General features: G+C 44.6%; 18 protein-coding genes. 16 read left to right on the top strand and 2 right to left on the bottom strand.

What is annotated here, in order from left to right; all coding sequences use genetic code 11:
• Positions 1-23: 23 nt before the first annotated feature.
• From pyrG to LFYK43_RS03925, 6 genes are all read left to right on the top strand, one after another.
• Positions 24-1,622: a CTP synthase gene (gene pyrG, locus LFYK43_RS03950; protein WP_124975660.1), complete on the top strand. Its 1,599-nt coding sequence runs from the start codon at positions 24-26 to the stop codon at positions 1,620-1,622.
• A gap of 213 nt (positions 1,623-1,835) precedes the next feature.
• A complete protein-coding gene (locus LFYK43_RS03945) occupies positions 1,836-2,045 on the top strand; it encodes an LBP_cg2779 family protein (RefSeq protein WP_229717933.1) in 210 nt (69 codons plus the stop codon).
• 247 nt (positions 2,046-2,292) lie between these two features.
• Positions 2,293-3,576, top strand: a complete 1,284-nt coding sequence (gene murA / locus LFYK43_RS03940) for a UDP-N-acetylglucosamine 1-carboxyvinyltransferase (protein WP_124975656.1) — start codon at positions 2,293-2,295, stop codon at positions 3,574-3,576.
• Between the two features lie 11 nt (positions 3,577-3,587).
• Entirely contained in the window at positions 3,588-4,880 is a 1,293-nt protein-coding gene (rho, locus tag LFYK43_RS03935) for a transcription termination factor Rho (protein WP_124975654.1), read from the top strand.
• 199 nt (positions 4,881-5,079) lie between these two features.
• Positions 5,080-5,328 (top strand): type B 50S ribosomal protein L31, encoded by a 249-nt coding sequence (locus tag LFYK43_RS03930; RefSeq protein WP_124975652.1) that lies wholly within the window; start codon positions 5,080-5,082, stop codon positions 5,326-5,328.
• A 418-nt stretch (positions 5,329-5,746) separates the two neighbouring features.
• A complete protein-coding gene (locus tag LFYK43_RS03925; protein WP_124975650.1) occupies positions 5,747-6,436 on the top strand; it encodes a DUF2238 domain-containing protein in 690 nt (229 codons plus the stop codon).
• 98 nt (positions 6,437-6,534) lie between these two features.
• Here the strand turns inward: LFYK43_RS03925 and LFYK43_RS03920 are convergent, their stop codons facing one another.
• A complete protein-coding gene (locus LFYK43_RS03920; protein WP_124975648.1) occupies positions 6,535-8,928 on the bottom strand; it encodes an ATP-dependent DNA helicase in 2,394 nt (797 codons plus the stop codon).
• Between the two features lie 379 nt (positions 8,929-9,307).
• Here LFYK43_RS03920 and LFYK43_RS03915 point away from each other — a divergent pair, with 379 nt between their 5' ends.
• From LFYK43_RS03915 to LFYK43_RS03895, 5 genes are all read left to right on the top strand, one after another.
• The gene (locus tag LFYK43_RS03915) at positions 9,308-10,618 is read left to right on the top strand and encodes an NCS2 family permease (protein ID WP_124975646.1); all 1,311 of its coding nucleotides are present in this window, start codon (positions 9,308-9,310) and stop codon (positions 10,616-10,618) included.
• Positions 10,619-10,785: 167 nt separating this feature from the next.
• Positions 10,786-11,244 (top strand): LytTR family DNA-binding domain-containing protein, encoded by a 459-nt coding sequence (locus LFYK43_RS03910; RefSeq protein ID WP_124975644.1) that lies wholly within the window; start codon positions 10,786-10,788, stop codon positions 11,242-11,244.
• On the top strand, positions 11,241-11,990 hold the full coding sequence (locus tag LFYK43_RS03905; RefSeq protein WP_124975643.1) for a hypothetical protein: 750 nt from the start codon (positions 11,241-11,243) through the stop codon (positions 11,988-11,990). The genes LFYK43_RS03910 and LFYK43_RS03905 overlap by 4 nt, the downstream gene beginning before the upstream one ends.
• Positions 11,991-12,372: 382 nt before the next feature.
• Positions 12,373-12,903 (top strand): dihydrofolate reductase family protein, encoded by a 531-nt coding sequence (locus LFYK43_RS03900; protein WP_124975641.1) that lies wholly within the window; start codon positions 12,373-12,375, stop codon positions 12,901-12,903.
• Complete coding sequence (locus LFYK43_RS03895) at positions 12,888-13,724, top strand: TIGR02452 family protein (RefSeq protein WP_124975639.1); 837 nt, start codon at positions 12,888-12,890, stop codon at positions 13,722-13,724. Before LFYK43_RS03900 ends, LFYK43_RS03895 begins: the two co-directional genes overlap by 16 nt.
• A gap of 80 nt (positions 13,725-13,804) precedes the next feature.
• Here LFYK43_RS03895 and LFYK43_RS12955 read toward each other — a convergent pair whose 3' ends face one another.
• Positions 13,805-13,939, bottom strand: a complete 135-nt coding sequence (locus LFYK43_RS12955; protein ID WP_268226891.1) for a hypothetical protein — start codon at positions 13,937-13,939, stop codon at positions 13,805-13,807.
• 129 nt (positions 13,940-14,068) lie between these two features.
• Here LFYK43_RS12955 and LFYK43_RS03890 point away from each other — a divergent pair, with 129 nt between their 5' ends.
• The 5 genes from LFYK43_RS03890 (at position 14,069) to alr (ending at position 19,570) form a co-directional block, all read left to right on the top strand.
• Positions 14,069-14,524 (top strand): GNAT family N-acetyltransferase, encoded by a 456-nt coding sequence (locus LFYK43_RS03890; protein ID WP_124975637.1) that lies wholly within the window; start codon positions 14,069-14,071, stop codon positions 14,522-14,524.
• A gap of 362 nt (positions 14,525-14,886) precedes the next feature.
• Positions 14,887-16,260: a UDP-N-acetylmuramoyl-tripeptide--D-alanyl-D-alanine ligase gene (locus LFYK43_RS03885; protein ID WP_124975635.1), complete on the top strand. Its 1,374-nt coding sequence runs from the start codon at positions 14,887-14,889 to the stop codon at positions 16,258-16,260.
• A 163-nt stretch (positions 16,261-16,423) separates the two neighbouring features.
• On the top strand, positions 16,424-17,920 hold the full coding sequence (cshA, locus tag LFYK43_RS03880) for a degradosome RNA helicase CshA (protein ID WP_124975633.1): 1,497 nt from the start codon (positions 16,424-16,426) through the stop codon (positions 17,918-17,920).
• A gap of 132 nt (positions 17,921-18,052) precedes the next feature.
• Positions 18,053-18,412, top strand: coding sequence for a holo-ACP synthase (gene acpS / locus LFYK43_RS03875; RefSeq protein WP_124975631.1), 360 nt, complete (start codon positions 18,053-18,055; stop codon positions 18,410-18,412).
• Between the two features lie 18 nt (positions 18,413-18,430).
• On the top strand, positions 18,431-19,570 hold the full coding sequence (alr, locus tag LFYK43_RS03870; protein WP_124975629.1) for an alanine racemase: 1,140 nt from the start codon (positions 18,431-18,433) through the stop codon (positions 19,568-19,570).
• Positions 19,571-19,633: the final 63 nt, after the last annotated feature.

The following is a 19,633-nucleotide window of genomic DNA, read 5'->3' as shown; positions in this document are numbered from 1 at the left end:
TAATCAAAGGAGAGGCATTTATAATGACCAAATATATTTTTGTAACTGGCGGAGTGGTATCGTCTTTAGGTAAGGGGATCGTTGCTGCTTCGTTGGGACGTTTACTGAAAAATCGTGGTTTAAAGTTAACGATTCAAAAATTTGATCCATATATCAACGTTGACCCAGGCACGATGAGTCCTTATCAGCACGGTGAAGTTTTTGTCACAGATGATGGTACTGAAACTGACTTAGACCTTGGACACTATGAACGCTTCATTGATATTAGATTGAATAAGTATTCCAACGTAACTACGGGTAAAATCTATTCAGAAGTGATCAAAAAAGAGCGGCGTGGTGATTACTTAGGGCGCACGGTCCAGGTGATCCCGCATATTACCGATATGATCAAAGAAAAGATCATGCGCGCTGGGACGACAACTGATGCTGACGTTGTGATCACTGAGGTCGGCGGGACTGTTGGTGATATTGAATCCCTGCCATTCTTGGAAGCTTTGCGTCAAATGAAAGCTGATGTCGGTGCTGAAAATGTCTTATACATCCATACGACTTTGGTCCCATATCTGAACGCTGCCGGCGAAATGAAGACCAAGCCGACACAGCATAGTGTCAAAGAACTCCGTGGTTTAGGGATTCAGCCAAACATTTTAGTTTTGCGGACCGAAAAACCTATTTCCCAGGAAATGCGGAACAAGATCTCCAACTTCTGTGACGTGGAACCGGAAGCTGTGATCGAATCGCGCGATGTTTCGACGCTCTATGAGATCCCAATGAATCTCAAAGCACAGCGGATGGATGAAATTGTCTGTCAGAAATTGCACCTTGAAACGCCAGCAGCCGATATGTCGAACTGGTCTGATCTGTTAGAAACTGTCAACAGCTTGAACGGTACAGTCAAGATCGCCCTGGTCGGCAAGTATACTTCTTTACCGGATGCATATATTTCAGTGAACGAAGCCTTGAAGCATGCTGGTTATCAGATCAAAAAGGATGTTCAGATCGATTATTTTGATGCTGAAAAGATGGACGCAGACAACGTTGCCGACCAATTAGGTGCTTACGATGGTATTTTGGTACCAGGCGGGTTTGGTGATCGCGGTTTGGAGGGAATGATCCAGGCGATCCGTTATGCACGTGAAAATAATGTTCCGTTCTTGGGGATCTGTTTAGGAATGCAGCTGGCATGCATCGAGTTTGCTCGTGACGTTGCTGGACTTGAAGACAGTAATTCGACCGAGGTCGATCCTAAATGCAAGAACAACATTATTGATCTGATGGCAGACCAAGCCGATATTGAAAACATGGGTGGGACTCAACGGCTTGGTTTGTATCCTTGCAAGCTGGTTTCCGGCACCCGTGCCCAAGCTGCGTACAATGGTGCTGAACTGATCGAAGAACGCCACCGTCATCGCTATGAGTTTAACAATGCTTACCGTGAGGTCTTAACAGAAAATGGTTTGACATTTGCTGGGACATCACCAGATAACCATTTGGTAGAAGTGGTTGAACTCACTTCGCATAAGTTTTTCGTGGCATCTCAGTATCATCCGGAATTTATTTCTCGGCCGCAGAAACCAGAAGGCTTGTTCGCAGAATTTGTAAAAGCAAGTGCTCAAGGCTAATTGGTCAAATCAAGCAGAGAAGACTTTTTGATAAGTAATATTGCTAGAAGCAGAGTTTAGAGATCAACTTCGATCTTTAAGCTCTTTTTTTGGGCAAAAACAGCCCTAATTTTTAGTTTTGAAACGTGCGCTTAAATTTAGGCAGTGACGGAAAAATGTGCTATGCTGAAGGCGAAGAAAGTGAAGGTCAGTTATTCAGGGAGGATGATCCTAATGCAAAATAAGCAGGGGCTTAATAACATCGCGGAAAAAATCATTACTTTTCAGTCAAAACAACATTTGACCGACGCTGAATTCGCGTTGGCAAGTCATTTTACTGTGGAAAAGATCCATGGTTTTAAATCGATGACTGGGGCAGTTCCGACTAAAGAAGAAGAGGATGCATTGTTAAAATTTATGCGTTCCAAGTCGGCACGGCTCTAATTTCTTCACTACCGTTCGTAATTAAAAAGTGCTTTGAAAGAAAAAAAGACATGGTTCAACGAGACTAATTCTACAAAATTTAAGATAACTTGGTAAAATCAATTGAAACAATTATTAGTATCTTGTATTATGAAATAAGGCACTTTTCTTTGCCTTTCTGTACGCTGAAGCTGATCCAGCGATTAAGCGTGCATTTTATGATGATGATATTAATAATTGCTTTTTATATTGGTGAGGACTTATACAAATGAAAAAAATGATTGTCCAAGGCGGACAGCAAATGTCCGGCGAAGTTACTATTGGCGGTGCCAAAAATAGTACTGTTGCCTTGATCCCAGCCGCAATCTTGGCTGATACTCCTGTTAGATTCGATTCAGTTCCAAACATTTTAGATGTTCACAATTTAATGTTAATTTTAAAATCAATGAATGTCAGCTCATCTTTTAGCCATGGCATTTTGGATATTGACCCGACCCAGATCCAGCCTAACCCATTACCTGGAGACGCGATCAGAAGTTTGCGTGCCTCTTACTATTTCATGGGTGCCTTGCTGGGTAAATTTGGACGCGCTTCAGTTGGCTTCCCCGGCGGTGATAACATCGGCCCCCGTCCAATTGACCAACACATTAAAGGTTTTGAAGCCTTAGGTGCTAAAGTTGCCAAAAAAGGAAATTCTGTTGAGATCACTACGGGCCCCGAAGGTTTGCAAGGTGCACGGATCTTCTTTGACTTGGTCTCTGTTGGGGCGACGATCAATGTTTTGTTAGCTGCAGTTAAAGCTAAGGGGACTACGATCATGGAAAATGTTGCTCGTGAACCAGAAATTATCGACCTAGCGACATTTTTAAACAACATGGGAGCGCATATCCGAGGCGCTGGGACTAATGAAATCAGAGTTGAAGGTGTGGAGCACCTCAACGCGCGGAATACACATACGATCATCCCAGATCGGATCGAGGCAGGGACCTATATGGCTTTTGCTGCAGCAATCGGTCGCGGAGTTTTAGTTAAAAACGTGATCCCAGAACATCTCGACCCATTTATTGCCAAATTGCAGGAAATGGGTGTCACGCTTGAAATTGATGAGGATAGTGTCTATATTCCGGGCGGTGATACCCTGGCACCGATCACGATCAAAACCTCGCCATTCCCGGGCTTTGCCACGGACTTGCAGCAGCCGATCACACCTTTGTTAATGAAAGCACGCGGGACCTCGACGATCATCGATACTTTATACCCAGAACGAATTAAACATATCTCAGAAATGACTAGAATGGGCGGTAACATCAAGAGCAAGGATGGAATGATCACGGTCGCTCCAGCCAAAACCTTAGTTGGAACTACCGTTGAAGCAGATGAGATCCGCGCTGGGGTTTCTTTAGTTGGCCTAGCTTTAATGTCCCAGGGGCAAACAACGATTTTAAAAGCTGATAATATCTTGCGCGGTTATGATAATATCGTGCAGAAATTTCACGGGTTGCATGTCGAACTGCGGGTTTTGACCGCAGCTGATGAGCTTGAGACCGAGTGAGGGAGCACAAAATGTCCGAAAATTTAACAGTGACAGACTTGGAGCACAAAACGCTCAAAGAAATTTATAATTATGCTCGTGAATATAAGATCCCTTATTATAGTCAGATGAACAAAAAAGAACTATCATTGGCGATCATTCGTTCACAGGCACAAGAAGAGGGCTTTTATTATATGAATGGTGTCTTGGACATTGTTTCTCATGATGAAGGCTATGGCTTTTTGCGTCCGATCAATTATGGTCCTTCGCAGGAAGATATTTACGTCTCTGCTTCTCAGATCCGACGTTTTGGGTTACGCAGCGGCGATTTAGTTGCCGGTAAAGTTCGTGCCCCGAAAACAAACGAACGGTATTACGGAATGATGCATGTCGATTCAGTGAACGGCAAGGATCCTGAAGTTGCGAAGAAGCGGCCGCATTTTCCGGCACTGACACCTCTTTTTCCGCACCGGCAGATCCAGCTTGAAACAACCCAAGACAGGTTGGCTCCGCGTGTGATCGATGCCTTTGCTCCAATTGGGTTTGGGCAGCGGGGCTTGATCGTCGCACCGCCTAAGACCGGCAAGACTAACTTGCTGGCTCAGATCGCAGAAGGGATCTCGACCAATTATCCGCAGGCTAAATTGATCATGCTTTTGATCGATGAGCGCCCAGAAGAGGTCACGGAGATGGAACGAACGATCAAGGGGGAAGTCGTTTACTCGACTTTTGATCAGAAACCGGAAAATCACGTGCGGGTCGCCGAACTTGTTTTGCAACGAGCAGAGAGGCTGGTAGAAGAAAAAGAAGATGTCGTGATCTTGCTTGATTCTTTGACCAGATTAACACGTTCCTATAACTTGGTTGAACCACCTAGCGGCCGGACCCTGTCTGGCGGGATCGATCCAGCTGCTTTGTTCAAACCTAAACGTTTCTTTGGCGCGGCTAGAAACATCGAAGAAGGGGGCAGTTTGACGATTTTAGCGACCGCCCTGATAGATACCGGCAGTCGGATGGACGATTTTATCTTTGAAGAATTTAAGGGTACCGGTAACCAGGAGCTTCAGCTTGATCGTTCGCTTGCCCAGAGGAGAACTTTCCCAGCGATCGATATTAAAAGATCCGGGACTAGAAAAGAAGAACTGTTGCTGGGAACGGAAAAATTAAACAGTATCTGGAAGCTGCGCAAAATGATGAGCGGAGAACCGGAAAATGATACACCGCAGGTCTTGCGGTTGATCAAACAAACGAAAAACAACGAAGAATTTTATGCGCAAGCTTCTAAGTGGGAACTGACCGCTAAGGGACGTAATCGTCGCGGATAAACCCAGTCGTTTTTAGGGAAAACTGTTTTTCTTGGACTAAAAATGACTGTCAGTTTGGGTTGACCGCAGTCTTTTAATTTTGGCGAAAATGATTGCGTACCCTTGATATTCATGGTACTATGTTAATTGTTGTCATATGCATACAATGAAAAATCAACTCTGTCTCAGCAAATGACTCAGGGCAAAGGAGAGTATTATAATGAAAAAAGGAATTCATCCAGAATATCATCCAGTAGTTTTTATGGATTCAGCAACAGGCTACAAGTTTGTTTCTGGTTCAACTAAGAACTCAAGCGAAACGATTGAATTTGAAGGCGAGACTTACCCATTGATCCGGGTTGAAATTTCCAGTGATTCACATCCTTTCTATACAGGACGTCAGAAGTTCAACCAAGTCGATGGTCGGATCGATCGTTTCAACAAAAAATACGGTTTTGCTCAAGAATAAGCAGAAATTTATTTCACCTGAATCCAAGTTGGATCCAGGTGTTTTTTTGAAAAGAGGCAAGGAAACGAGTCCTGTTTCCTTGCCTGATCTGCAGCACTAATTGCAACCGCTTTTACCGCAGGAGTAGTATACTTTGGTTATGAAAAACGTCAAAAAGAATGATAGATGGCAGAACGCTAGTGTTTATTATGATTCACTCGTTCATCCGAGGAAAAGTCCTAACGCTATTGAATTAGTGCTGCTTACATGGGCCTTTTAAGGCTGACACGGACGTTGGTTAATAAGCACATTCCTTGTACTTGGGGTCAAAATTGAATTAAATAACTGAGCAGTTCGTGTTTGAAATTTGCACATTTGCTAAAATTCGTTATGATTTAAATAGGATCTGGATCGGGAAAGGTTGGTGCAAAAGCAGACAATGAAAAAATTTATCCAGAAGTTTTCGTTCAGTCAGGGCTTGGCTTGGGTTTATGAGGTGCTGATGTTTTTTGCCTTGATCTTAGCTTTTATGCAATATTTTGCAAGCGGGTCGAGTGGCAAAGGGCAGGCAATTTTACTCATTATCGAGATCATAGCCGGGATTATCGTTGGCTTTTTCCCAGTCTGGGTTGCCAATAAGCTTAATTATCAGGTGCCTAGGCAATTATATGCTTTTTTTATCACCTTTTTATTTGCTTCGGTTTATCTGGGGACGCTGCAGCATTTTTATCGCTTTGCTTTTTGGGACAAGGGCTTACATTTAGTCAGTTCGAGTTTAGAGGTTTGTCTGGGCTTAGCTTTATTTGCTGTCTTGGTCACACCCGAGATCCAAGCTAAGATCTCAAGGACTTTCGTAATTTTCTATGCATTTTGTTTTTCGCTTTTATGCGGGGTGCTATGGGAATTATATGAATTTACCTGTGATAGTTTCGGGATGAACCTGCAGCGTTATCTCCTGAATGGTCACCCTAAAGTTGGCCGGGCTGCTTTGATGGACACGATGACCGATTTACTGTGTGACTTTGCTGGTGCCTTGCTTTTCTGTATTTATCTGTACTTTAAGTTTAGAAGAGATCCAGGGTCATTAAAAACTTTCTTCTTTAACAAGAAAAGCTCCATGGATAGTTAAGCAAAGTTAAGCCCCGAATTGAAATTGAAAATAAATAAAAAACGGTTCCGGCACTGTCCGCTAAATGCGGCTAGGGTGCGGGGACCGTTTTTTGGAGCTTAATGTTCAGAAAGCTGCTGCTTTTTTTCCTGTGTTTGCCAAAAGCCGTGCAGAGTACTGGTCAGTTCATTTTGATCGTGTAAAATCTGATAATTTTGCCAGTGCGCAGGGTAGAATCTGGTGTAGCGTGTTTGAGTGAAGCGCTCATCAAGCAGCAAGACTACCCCGGTATCGTGCTGACCACGGATCACACGCCCGGCAGCTTGAAAGATGTTGTTGACTCCGGGCAGCTGGTAGGCATATTGAAAACCGTCTTTTCCCTGAGCTGTGTAATAATCTTTTAAGGCATCTAGTTCCGGATCGCTGGGCGGCAAGCCGACACTAATGATGGCTGTACCGCTTAAACGCTCCCCTTTAAGGTCGATACCTTCACTGAAAATCCCTCCCAAAATTGCGAAACCGACTAAGGACTCGGTGGGATGTGCTGTGAAAGTTGTCAAAAATTGTTCCCGCGCGTTAGCGTCCATTTCATTTTCCTGCCAGATCACTTTTTCTCCAGGATATTGTTCCTGATAAGCCAGGCAGATCTGCTTGAGATATGAATACGACGGCAGGAAAACTAGGTAGTTGCCAATCTTAGCCTGTGTCAGCTCATGGATCGCGCCGAGGACTTTGGCTTGGTTAGCCTCTCTTTTCCTATAAGTCGTCTGAATATATTGCGTAGTTATAACAGCCAATTTTTCTGGTGCAAAAGGGGAAGGCAGTTGGTAAGCCAGACTGTTTTTTTCTCCGCCTAAAATCTCTTGGTAATAACCTAACGGAGAAAGCGTGGCGGAGAAAAGAATGCTGCTGCCGCCCAGTTTAAGCTGCTGATCAACTAAACGGCTGGGATCTAGGCAGAAAATTTTAACTCTCAGACTTTTGGCTGCAGAGTCATATTGCAGCCTAGTTCTAAATTCTGGGCCGTAAAACTCGCTGATCTTAAGGTAACTGCGACATTCGAAGAAAAAGTCGAGTACCTCATCATGCAGGCTTGATTCAGGATTTTCCTGCAGCCAAGTTGAAAGATAGTCAGTCAGTTGCGTCAGTTTTTGCGTCAGACCATCGAGTTCTTCTTCAATGATCAGCGACTCCTGCTGATAATTACGCAGCGGATCCTTCAGAGTTTCAAATTGTGTTGCTAACTTCTCCAGCTTTTTGGTCAGCCGGGCAGTCGCCTTGGGTTGAGCCTGACAGCTGGAAAGCAAGTTGGCAAGATGGTTTGATGAGACTTCTTTGGTGTACATTGACCGTGCGCGGTCTGCCAAGTTGTGAGCTTCATCGATCAAAAAGATATTTGCTTCGTCTTTGTCTGTAAAGAAACGCTGCAGGTACACTTGCGGGTCGAAAAGATAGTTATAGTCGCAGATAATTAAATCGCAAAAAAGGCTGACATCCAAGGAAAACTCGAAGGGATCGATATTGTGTTTTCGTGCATATGTCTCAATGACTGCACGGGACATGAGCGTCTCATTGGCCAAGATATCCTTTAAAGCAGGTTTCAGGCGGTCATAGTAGCCTAAAAAGTAGGGGTTTTCAGTATCCGCGACATCTTTTTCTTCTGGAAAAACGATTTTATCCTTGGCAGTGAGTGTGACTGCTTTGAGGATCGCACCTTTTTCTTCCATTAACTGTCCGGCTTCTTCTGCAACCTTGCGGGTACTTTGTTTGGCAGTTAAGTAAAAGATCCGTTCTGCTTCTTTTTCCCCTAAAGCCTTGACTGCCGGAAAGAGAGTTGAAATTGTTTTGCCAGTGCCGGTCGGGGCCTCAACGAAGAGGCGTTTGTGCAGATGGATCGACTTATAGACTGCCCCAGCCAATTGATGTTGATTTTTGCGATATTCGTTGAAAGGAAAGCTTAACTTGTGGCAAGAAGCATTGCGTTTAGTGCGTAATTGAGCTTTAAATTCTATCCACCAGGCAAATTCGGCCGTCAGTTCAGTGAAAAATTCCGCTGCTTGTTCACGGGTGTAGTTGATGCTTTTGATCGTTAGTTGTTCAGTGCTGGTTTGAAAATAATAAAGGGAGAGTTTCAGTTCGTCTAGATCATTTTGTTCCATTAAAATGTGGGCGTAAACTTTCGCTTGCCCAAAATAAAGAGTTAAGGTATTTTGACTCAGTTCCTCGTATGCTAAAGTCGAAGTTTTGATTTCACGGATCTCATCATAAACTTCATCGACTTGATGGATGGCATCTGCCCGGCCATGAATAGTCCATTCATTATCTGCCACTTGGAAGTTTTTTTTCAGATAGACTTCACTTTTGCAGCTTTGCTCCCAGTCTTTTTGTAATTTACGGTGGATCCGTGCTCCTTCTTGAGCGGTATTTTGCGAGCGGGCTGTTGCCGGGTTCAAGTCACCCCCACGCAGGATAAACTCCACCATTTGCCGGATCCCAATTGAATTTTGGTTCATGCTAGATTAACCTTTCGTTAGTGAATGTTCTCATCTAGTCTAGCATTTTTTTGCAAGAGCTGCACTGGGGAACGTTACCAAAAAGACGAACTTTCTAAAGTTCGAAACGGATATTTACATTTAATTATCTAAGTAGTATAGTATACAGTGTTTTGTGAGAGCGACATCTAGCAATAATGTTCGTGTTTAGCTCTTGAAAGAGGGGCTTCGTTCAGAACAAGAGAGTTTTGTACCTAGTCTTTAACAGCTCATGCAGCTTGGTGAGACAAACAGCCAAAAACGGGCAGGGCAAACTGTACATAGAGAAACTTTGCCAGAATTTTTCCGTTGACGCCAGCTTAAGGTCAGATCAGGTCTGCAATCTAAAAAGGAGTTTAGTATGAAAAATTCAATCGTTTCATTTTTTGGTATGGAGAAGTTGCACACTTCGATCAAAAAAGAGGTTTTGGCCGGTTTTACGACTTTTATTTCGATGGCATATATTTTATTCGTTAATCCTTCGATCTTAGGCGCATCCGGTATGGACAAGGGAGCAGTCTTTACGGCAACTGCTCTTTCGAGTGCTTTAGGCTGCGTTTTAATGGGAGTTCTTGCCAAGTACCCGATCGCTACGGCGCCAAGTCTGGGGATCAACGCTTTCTTCGCTTACTCTGTCTGCATTGGCATGAAGATCCCGTGGCAGACAACATTGGCCGGGGTTTTTGTGGCATCACTGCTGTTTATTTTATTGACGGTTTTCAAATTGCGTGAAAAAATCATCGATTCCATTCCTGCCGATTTGAAATACGCGATCTCAGCCGGGATCGGGTTGTTCATTGCTTTTATCGGTCTGCAAGGCGGTGGGATCATCGCCGGGGATAAATCAACTTTGGTCACCTTAGGTTCGCTTTCGGGTTCAACTTGGGTCACGATCTTTGGTTTGATCGTGACAGTGATCTTGATGGTCCTTAACGTGCCGGGTTCGATCTTTATTGGGATGATCTTATCTTCGATCTTTGGAATTGCGACAGGCTTTATTTCGATGCCGCATACCTTTGTTTCAAGTATTCCAAGCATGTCGCCAACATTCTTAGTCGCGTTAAAACATGTGGGTGATATTAACTCCTTACAAATGGTTGTGGTCGTCTTGACGTTCTTGCTGGTTACTTTCTTTGATACGGCGGGGACCTTGGTCGGTTTGGCTCAGCAAGCCGGATTCATGAAAGACAACAAAATGCCGCGTGCTGGGAAAGCTTTGATCTCCGATTCGACTGCGATGTTAGCCGGTTCCTTATTCGGGACATCTCCAGTCGGGGCATATGTTGAATCATCTGCTGGGATCGCTGTTGGCGGCCGTTCGGGATTGACTGCGGTTGTCACCGGCCTGCTCTTTATTGTCGGCATGTTCTTCTCACCATTATTGGGTGTTGTCACTTCCCAAGTGACTGCACCGGCACTGATCATCGTGGGCGTCTTGATGGCTCAAAACATGGCCAAAATTTCTTGGAATGAGATGGAGATCGCGATCCCTTCGTTCTTGATCATCGCTGGAATGCCCTTGACGTATAGTATCGCTGACGGGTTAGCCTTGGGCTTCGTTTTGTATCCGATCACCATGGTGGCGGCTAAACGCGGTAAAGAGGTTCCTGCTTTGATGTATGCGATGTTCTTTGTCTTCTTGATTTTCCTGTGGATCTTAAACGTCGAATAACAAAAATAGTAACTTAAAGAGGGTAAAGTTCTTAGAAAACTAAGAATTTTGCTCTCTTTTTTTGACTTCTTAGGCAGGAATTAATACCAGATACGTCAGAGGACTTTCTTTTTGCCAACTTTCATAGTTAAATTAAATTATTGTCAGGTGGAAGCGGGGGGAAACGAGTGAAAATCAAAGTTGAAGTTGATGAAAAACTAGCTGACACGGAAATCGTGATCCGAACACCGCGGCTAGACGAACACATAGCGCAAACAGTCAAAGAAATTTCGCGCCAAGTGAAAACGGCACCGCAAATCGATTTTTATCAAGCAGGTGTGCGCTATTTTCTGGACCTGGATAAGATTTTATTTTTTGAAACAGCAGACCGAAAGGTGATCGCACATACAGCAGAGAGTACATATGCTGCTTCACTCAAACTTTATGAACTTGAAGAAAGCCTGCCGCGTGTCTTCGTGCGGAGTTCCAAATCAACAATCGTTAATTTAAAACAGATTTTTTCTGTTGATCATTCTTTACGCGGAAATTTAGTCAAATTTCGCAATAGTCATAAGCAGCTATATGTTTCGCGCAGTTATTACCAAGAATTCAAGCATCGTTTAGATGAAAGGAGTCGTTTAATTTGAAAAAAAGCAGATGGTTTTGGGGGAGCTTTGCCCTCATTGGAGCAGGTGTTTTACTGGGAAGTCAAGTCGGCTGGTTTTCTTATTCATTTAGTCCAGCCAGCCTTGTTCTGACGCTGCTGTTAGCAGCAACGCTGATCACTAGTCTGGTCAGTTTATGGTTGACGGGGATCGTTTTTTCGCTAGCCGGATTAAGCATTATTTATGCTGTGCCCTTGCATTTGACCCAGCTTTCAACCTGGATGATCTTATTGATCGCGCTTTTGTTTGATATTGGTCTCTCCTTGCTCTTACACCCATTTTTAAAACGCCGGCACAAAAGCAGAGTTACAATTATCAATGGACAGGGAAATAAGCAAGAGGTTCATATTGAAAAAAATATTCATCAGCGTCACCGCGACATGCATAATGATGATAATGAGAGTAAGTTGTTTTTTGCGGATAAAGTTTCTTCCAGTACGCGTTACCTGCACAATAAAAACTTAGAGGAGGTCACCTTTGATGTTAGTATGGGGGAACTCAAGGCTTTTTTTGATGACGTTGAACCGGCGGGACCTGAGTTGACCATTAACTTGAATGTTATGATGGGAGAAGCCCAGCTTTTCATCCCGCAAGAGTGGGAAATTTCCAATGAATTGGACTATAGTGTCAGTTCGATCGATCTCCCTGCAAAACCTGAGCTTAAGACTACCATGGTTCATTTACGTGGGAACGTTAACTTTGCCCAAATAAGTATCGTCTACATCTAAGTCTGATCATCCTGCCTGTGACCTGATCAGGCAGGATGATTTTTTTCTCTAGCGAGGGTTGTGGACTTTCAGACGTTGGTAGATTTCCGGCAGGGTCAGCTTCGCCGGTACAGAGGCTGCAAAAGGGCAATTTGTCATTTTAGAAGAGCCTTCTTTCTTTGGCGAGATTTCAGTCACAAGGGTGTTTAACCAGTTGTTGAAAATGTATTCTTTTCTATTATATGGCATAATATTATTAATAGAACGGACATTAAACAGATCGGTCAGTGAAGCTGACAAGATCGTCCTAAAAGTTAAGGGCGTTAATAAATGGCTATTTTTCTCAGCAGAGGTAGTGTAAAATTAGTGATGTAAGAATCAAATTAGGTGGGGTAGATGAGCGATGGCAGCAGGTAAAATTATTCTTTCAGTAATGGTCAGTGTGGACGGCTATGCATGTGCGATCAACGGCAGCACCTCACTGCTGCGTCAGTATTACCAAGAGTTTGTTCCAGCTGGAGTCGAGTTGTTAGCTCCTAAAGATTGCGGAGCGGTTTTATTAGGCAGGAAAGCGTATGAGCAATATGGGGACGAAGTCAAAAAGCTGGCTGGATCCGGGATGCAGCTGATCGTTGCGACTCGCACCAAACTGCAAACTCCCAAGAGTCTCATCTTGGTCAAAGGGGACCTGAAACAGGCCTGGCAGAGGATCCAGAAACGGCTGCAATGCAACCTGTGGGTCTTAGGCGGTCCCGATGTGATCAACCAGTTGTCAAGCGTTAATGCCCTCGATGAGATCCGTCTCACGACCGTGCCCGTTCAGCTAGGCGGCGGCATCCCGCTCTTTGACCCGGATTTACAACGGCCGGAGATGACACTGCAGAAATTGGAACAATATGGGGGGTTAACCTATTCAGTATGGCAGAAAAAATAGGCGACACTAAGAAGAGTCAGGAAGATGAGCTGCTTGTCTATCGGAAAGCTTTGGGACATAAAGCGATGAATTTGTTTCAAGTTGAGATGAATCATCTTAGGCAAGACTCAATGCTCATCACCAACCGCCAGGATGAAACCAGCCCCCTGGGAACCAAAAAACCGCGGATCATAGTGCGCGCAGAAAATGTTTTGGCCCGAATCGCGCGCTTTTCTGACGACAAGTCACTGGGAGTAATGAATTTTGCAGATCCGCTGCAACCGGGCGGACACTTCCAGGATGGGATCAATGCGCAGGAGCAAACGCTGTGTCGTAATTCTTTTTTGTATCCTGAACTAATGAAGTTTCAACAGACTTATTATGCCGTTAACCGCCGTAACGACAACGGCTTTTACTACAGCAGGTCGTTGATCTACTCTCATCACGTTAAAGTTTTGCGCGATGAACGGGAGTATGGTCTGGCGAATCATTATCATTATCCTGATTTTGTTTCGATCGCAGCTCCCAATTTGGCTGCGATGCAAAAGGCTGGTCTGCCCATCAGCAGGCAGCACGTGGAAGTCGATCTTTATGACAAAATTTTGCGGACACTGCGTGCTTTTAAAAATGAGCGCGTTCGTAATCTCATCTTGGGCGCATTTGGCTGCGGGACTTTTGCCAATGATCCCGCAATGACCGCTAAGCTTTTTAAAGATGTCATCGAGCGAAATGAATTTGCGGGAGCATTTGACGAGATCTATTTTGACATTTTAGATGAACCAGCGGTTGCTGAGACTTTTACGCAGTTCTTATCCAGTGCAAAACTAAAATTAAAAAAATAAAAAAGGATCGGTTCTGATCAGCCGATCCTTTTTTGTACCGCTAAGTACAAATGATCCGATAAGAATTGTGGCAACCAAGCTTAACCAAGCTTTTTGGCATCCTGATCAAGTTTAGCGAAACCTGAGCCCTTGGCAGCTTGCGGCTGCTTAGCACGTTTTTCCAGAGCCTTTTGGGCCATAGCCTTGCGTTCTTCCTTGCTGAGCTTTTTAGCCATGTTTCTTCGCCTCTTTTCAATTGCACAACATGAGACTTCCTCATCTCGCTTTCATTATAGGTCGTTGTATAGTAGATTTAAAGAAATAAGGTGTTTTTATTTTGGACATCACTTTTTGGGAGGGATTGAATGCTAACTTTTAAAAAATCTCATGATCTAGACAGCCAAGTTTACGCGGATGCAGTTCGGATCCGAACTGAGGTCTTCGTTACTGAACAGCATGTTTCACAAGATGAAGAGCTCCAAGGCGAATTGGGACCGCTGTATTTTGTCGGCTATCTAGGTGCAAAGCCGGTAGTTACTGCGCGTGTGCTTAAAGAAGCGGCACAAACCTGGCATGTCCAACGGGTCGCTGTGATCAAAAGCTGTCGAGGCCAACAAGTGGGAGCTCAAATTTTGGCTGAGATCGAGCGGACTGGAAAGAAGTACGGTATCAGCCGGCTGACTTTGGGTGCGCAAGATCAGGCACAGAAGTTTTACTTAAAACAGGGTTTTACAGTTGAAGGTGCAGGCTTTTTAGATGCCGGGATCCCACACCATACTATGAACAAGCATATTGGCAGTGCAGGAAACCAGACAGACTAAAAAAATAGCTTGAAAAATTTTAGTTTTAAGAGTAAGCTATATTTATGCGATGAGTCGAGAACAACCGGACGGCTAATAGTCGTTGCGCAGATGCGCCTAGCGGTTTGATCGAACCGGGACACTTTTTACTGCCGGAATGCAGCGTGCCTGAGTTTCAACATTGTGGAGTGTTTGAGCTCTGTTTATTTAACAATAAGCACCGGATTTTGGCCTGAGTAAAAGTCAACTTTTACTCGGGCTTTTTTAATAAGTCCGGCTTGGCTGCTGCTTTATTTAAAACAGGACCTTTCTGTGATAAAATAGCGAATGGTAAGAGTGTCGCGGCTTGAAGCCGACGATTGATCGAAGGGAAGAAATCAGTTATGAAAATGCAATTAGCAGAAATTGCTCGTGCACTAGAAATTGAACCGCATGCGAGCTGGGATGATATTACGGTCACCAACGTTAGTTTTGATTCGCGCAAGATCACTGCGGGGGCACTGTTCATTCCTCTCATGGGGGAAAATGATGGGCATCAGTATGTTGAGGCGGCCAAAAAAAATGGTGCTGTTGCAACTCTGTGGCAAGCAGATCATGGTAATGAACCAGTGGACCTGCCCAGATTAAGAGTTGCGGATTCATTAAAAGCTCTGCAAAAGCTAGGTCATTATTATTTGCAAAAAATCAATCCACGGGTGGTTGCTATTACCGGCAGCAATGGTAAGACAACGACTAAGGATATGACCGCGGCTGTTCTTTCTACCAGATTTCATGTGCAAAAAACACCAGCCAATTTTAACAATGAAATTGGGGTCCCGATCACATGCCTCACGATGGAGCCGAATACAGAAGTTCTGGTTGTTGAACTTGGGATGGACCGTAAAGGACAGCTTGAGCTGCTCAGCCAGCTTGTTGAGCCTGATGCAGCAGTGATCACGATGATTGGCGAAGCCCACATTGAATTTTTTGGCAGCCGAGACAAGATTGCCGATGCCAAGATGGAAATCACTCATGGCCTAAAGGAAGACGGCTTTTTCATTTATAACGGCGATGAGCCTTTGTTGACGACACGGGCTGCAGAAAATTCCAACCAGCAGTTGACTTTTGGCTTGCAAGAAACAAATGACTTGCAGGCGCAAAATATTGTGGGCCATGAGAGTTCGACAGAATTTGAGGTTGCAAGTTACCCTGGATTGAAATTCAGCATCCCAATGCTAGGCACTTACAATGTCAATAATGCCTTGGCGGCACTGAGCGTCGGCCAAATTTTTCGGGTCGATCCAGCCAGCATGCAGCATGCTTTGCGAGATTTACGGGTGACTGAAAACCGGGCTGAATGGGTCCAAGGCAGCAAGGGGGAAAAGATCCTTAGTGATGTTTACAATTCTAACCCGACCGCCGCTAAAAAAGTGATCGAGGCCTTTAGTCAAATCAAGACTGATGGTCAAAGGATCATCGTCTTAGGTGATATGCTTGAACTGGGTGAAGCCTCACCGGCAATGCATGCGGGTCTGGCAGAAGTGATCGATCCAGCTCAGATCAGCAGTGTTTATTTATGCGGCGATCTGATGGAAAACCTGGCGGATAGCTTGCAAAACAAGTTTGCACCAGAACATCTGCATCACTATGGCGTGGCAGATAAAGAATTGTTAGCCCGTGATCTGTCGGCTGAACTCACCGGTAATGACATTGTCATGATCAAGGGTAGTCATGGGATCGCCTTAGAAAAAGTTTTGGCTCAGCTAACTAATAGTTGATTTACATCTTTAATAGTGCTACTATTTTAAGGATACGTATTTAATATAGCGACTTTGCAAGACAGAAGTAGGAAGACTCCAACAAACTGTGTTGTAAAGTTAGACCTGCAAAAGAATCCAGGTCGGTAACAACTGCAACAAGCAGTGTAGGAGGAAGAAGTATTTGAAATTTAGTGAATTAGGCTTAGATGCCGATATCTTAAAGGCCATTAAGCGCAGCGGCTTTGAAGAAGCTACACCGATCCAAGAGGAAACTATCCCTCTGGTTTTAAAGGGACAAGACGTGATCGGACAAGCACAGACAGGTACGGGGAAAACAGCAGCATTTGGTTTGCCGATCATCCAGCGCATGGATACAGCTAAACATCAGATCCAAGCTGTGGTAATCTCGCCCACGCGTGAATTAGCGATCCAGACGCAAGAAGAACTGTTCCGTTTAAGTAAGGACAAGCGGGGGAAAGTTCAAGTTGTTTACGGCGGCGCCGACATCAGACGCCAGATCCAGAACCTTAGGAACCCACCGCAGATCTTGGTTGGGACACCCGGACGTGTGTTAGACCATATGCGTCGTAAAACAGTTGATTTCAGTCACGTTCAGACGTTGGTCTTGGATGAAGCTGATGAAATGTTGGATATGGGCTTCTTAGAAGATATCGAGTCGATCATTTCCGCTGTTCCAGATGAAAGACAGACTTTGCTCTTTTCAGCCACCATGCCTAAACAGATCCTAAGGATCGGCGAGAAATTCATGACAGATCCAAGTGTGGTTAAGATCAAGGCTAAAGAGCTGACCACCGATTTGGTCGATCAATTTTATGTTAAAGCACGTGAATTTGAAAAATTCGATACAATGACGCGAATCATTGATGTTCAAGCACCTGAACTAACGATCATTTTCGGCCGGACCAAACGACGGGTCGATGAATTATCCAAGGGCTTGGAAGCTCGCGGCTACAACGCTGCCGGGATTCACGGTGACTTGACTCAACAGCGTCGCATGTCGATCATGAATAAGTTTAAAGCCGGTAAATTGGATATCTTAGTAGCGACTGACGTGGCTGCACGTGGACTGGATATTTCAGGTGTGACGCATGTCTATAACTATGATATTCCGCAAGATCCTGAAAGTTATGTTCATCGGATCGGACGGACCGGTCGTGCAGGACATCATGGAGTTTCTGTCACCTTCGTGACACCAAATGAAATGGATTATCTGCGCGTGATCGAACGTCTGACTAAGAAACGGATGTCGCCTTTGAAGCCGCCGACAGAGCAAGAAGCTTTTATTGGCCAAGTTTCATCCGCGTTGGATGCAGTTAAAGATCTGATCGAAGACTCTGATAGCGACAAGTATGAGGCACAAGCAGAAGAGCTTCTCGAGAAATATGATGCTAAACAGATCGCGGCTGCTTTGTTGAATGAGCTGACTAAAGATGACGCTCAAAACGTACCAGTCAAGATCACACCTGAACGACCATTGCCGCACAAGAAGGGCAAACGTTCCTCTGGCGGCTACAATCATGGTCGTCGCGGCGGTGGTAAGTATAATGATCATCGCAGCGGACATAACGGCGGCGGATATGGCAACAAAGGCCGCTCAAAAAAGAAGTATGATCGTGATCAATCAGCTAAGAGAAAATATACGATCAGAAAGAAATAGTTTGACACGAAGTCGTTAACATCTTGTTGACGGCTTTTTTCTATGCACAAAAATTTGTTGGGCAGAAACTAAACATTCACTGAAAATTTTGCTAAAATAAAAAGAAACTAATGCGGATGAGGAGGACGATCCATGATTATCGGATTGGGAGTGGACATCACTGACCTAGATCGAATCAGAAGTGCCAGTGATAAAAGCAGCCACTTTGCTCGCAGAGTACTGACAGAAAATGAGATGGAAGCATACCAAGCGCTGGTCCCGCGCAGACAAGTTGAATTTCTCGGCGGCAGGTTTTCGGCTAAGGAATCTTTCAGCAAGGCTTACGGGACAGGAATTGGCAAAAAAATCGGTTTTCAAGATATCGAGATCTTGTCAGATCAAGCAGGCAAGCCGCAAGCTGTGTGTCCCTTGCTCAAAGACGATGTCAATGTGCTGGTTTCGATCTCGCACACAGCGCAACTGGTAATGACTGAAGTAATATTAGAACGATAAGGAAAGATTGGTGGAATTATGGTCACGGGAAGACATAGAGGAACTAAGGCTGTCATTGACTTGGGAGCGATTTATCATAATGTGAAAGAGGAAAGTGAACACCTGACTTCACAGCAAGAATTATTCGCAGTTGTGAAAGCCAATGCTTATGGTCATGGTTTGATCCCAGTTGCTCAGGCGGCTAGTCAAGCAGGAGCAGCCGGTTTTTGCGTCGCCCTGATCGATGAAGGTCTAGCCTTGCGCCAAGCCGGTTTTACTCAGCCAATCTTGATCTTGGGTGTAAATAGTCCCTTGGAAGCTGTGCTAATGGCGCAAAATGACCTAGCTGCTGCAGTCGGCGATGTTGCTTTTTTTGAGCAGGCAGCGCCGTTCTTAAAACAAGCTGGGCTGAAATTGAAAATTCATTTAGCTCTTGATACTGGGATGGGGCGAATTGGTTTTCGGACCGCAGAAGAGCTGACTGCAGCATTAGCAGCTGTGAATCAGCTGCCAGAGCAATTTGACTTTGAAGGGATCTTTACCCACTTTGCGACCGCAGATACTGCGGACCAAAGCTATTTAAAGAAACAGACTGTTGCTTTGGAACAAATGTTAGCTGTCGTCAAAAAGCGCCCACGTTACGTTCATTTTGCTAATACTGCCGCTGCTTTTTGGCATCCGCAGTATCAAGGAAATATCATTCGTTATGGGATCGGGATGTATGGCTTGAATCCTTCTGGGACAGAATTGAAAGAGCCAAGGAACCTGCAGCCGGCACTTGAATTAGTCAGCCAGCTTGTAGCAGTTAAACAGATCAAAGCGGGAGATTCAGTTGGTTACGGGCAGACGTACACCGCGCAAAATAATGAGTGGGTCGGGACGGTCCCATTGGGTTACGCCGACGGTTGGTCCCGGCGGATGCAGGGCTTTTCTGTGCTGGTTGACGGCAAATATTGTGAGATCATCGGCCGCGTTTGTATGGATCAGTTCATGGTACGCCTGCCGCAGCGGTTTGAACTGGGAACGAAAGTGACTTTGATCGGAAAAAATAATGGGCAAGTAATCACAGCTCAAAAGGCAGCAGAACATGCCGGGACGATCCACTATGAGATCCTTAGTGCGTTAACTGAGCGGGTTGAGCGGCAATATGTCTGGAAAAACAGGGAAAATGATGTTTGAAATCAGGCGAAAAAATAAAAGTGTCCCTGGTTTTCATGCAAGCACCAGCTTGAATAATGATGA

Source organism: Ligilactobacillus salitolerans (assembly GCF_003864415.1).
Taxonomy (GTDB): domain Bacteria; phylum Bacillota; class Bacilli; order Lactobacillales; family Lactobacillaceae; genus Ligilactobacillus; species Ligilactobacillus salitolerans.
This window is presented reverse-complemented; position numbering and strand designations above follow the sequence as displayed.

Bases quoted from the DNA above. Each gene is read 5' to 3' on its own strand.
- pyrG (WP_124975660.1), top strand. From the start codon at position 24: ATGACCAAATATATTTTTGTAACTGGCGGAGTGGTATCGTCTTTAGGT.
- LFYK43_RS03945 (WP_229717933.1), top strand. From the start codon at position 1,836: ATGCAAAATAAGCAGGGGCTTAATAACATCGCGGAAAAAATCATTACT.
- murA (WP_124975656.1), top strand. From the start codon at position 2,293: ATGAAAAAAATGATTGTCCAAGGCGGACAGCAAATGTCCGGCGAAGTT.
- rho (WP_124975654.1), top strand. From the start codon at position 3,588: ATGTCCGAAAATTTAACAGTGACAGACTTGGAGCACAAAACGCTCAAA.
- LFYK43_RS03930 (WP_124975652.1), top strand. From the start codon at position 5,080: ATGAAAAAAGGAATTCATCCAGAATATCATCCAGTAGTTTTTATGGAT.
- LFYK43_RS03925 (WP_124975650.1), top strand. From the start codon at position 5,747: ATGAAAAAATTTATCCAGAAGTTTTCGTTCAGTCAGGGCTTGGCTTGG.
- LFYK43_RS03920 (WP_124975648.1), bottom strand. From the start codon at position 8,928: ATGAACCAAAATTCAATTGGGATCCGGCAAATGGTGGAGTTTATCCTG.
- LFYK43_RS03915 (WP_124975646.1), top strand. From the start codon at position 9,308: ATGAAAAATTCAATCGTTTCATTTTTTGGTATGGAGAAGTTGCACACT.
- LFYK43_RS03900 (WP_124975641.1), top strand. From the start codon at position 12,373: ATGGCAGCAGGTAAAATTATTCTTTCAGTAATGGTCAGTGTGGACGGC.
- LFYK43_RS03895 (WP_124975639.1), top strand. From the start codon at position 12,888: ATGGCAGAAAAAATAGGCGACACTAAGAAGAGTCAGGAAGATGAGCTG.
- LFYK43_RS12955 (WP_268226891.1), bottom strand. From the start codon at position 13,939: ATGGCTAAAAAGCTCAGCAAGGAAGAACGCAAGGCTATGGCCCAAAAG.
- LFYK43_RS03890 (WP_124975637.1), top strand. From the start codon at position 14,069: ATGCTAACTTTTAAAAAATCTCATGATCTAGACAGCCAAGTTTACGCG.
- LFYK43_RS03885 (WP_124975635.1), top strand. From the start codon at position 14,887: ATGAAAATGCAATTAGCAGAAATTGCTCGTGCACTAGAAATTGAACCG.
- acpS (WP_124975631.1), top strand. From the start codon at position 18,053: ATGATTATCGGATTGGGAGTGGACATCACTGACCTAGATCGAATCAGA.
- alr (WP_124975629.1), top strand. From the start codon at position 18,431: ATGGTCACGGGAAGACATAGAGGAACTAAGGCTGTCATTGACTTGGGA.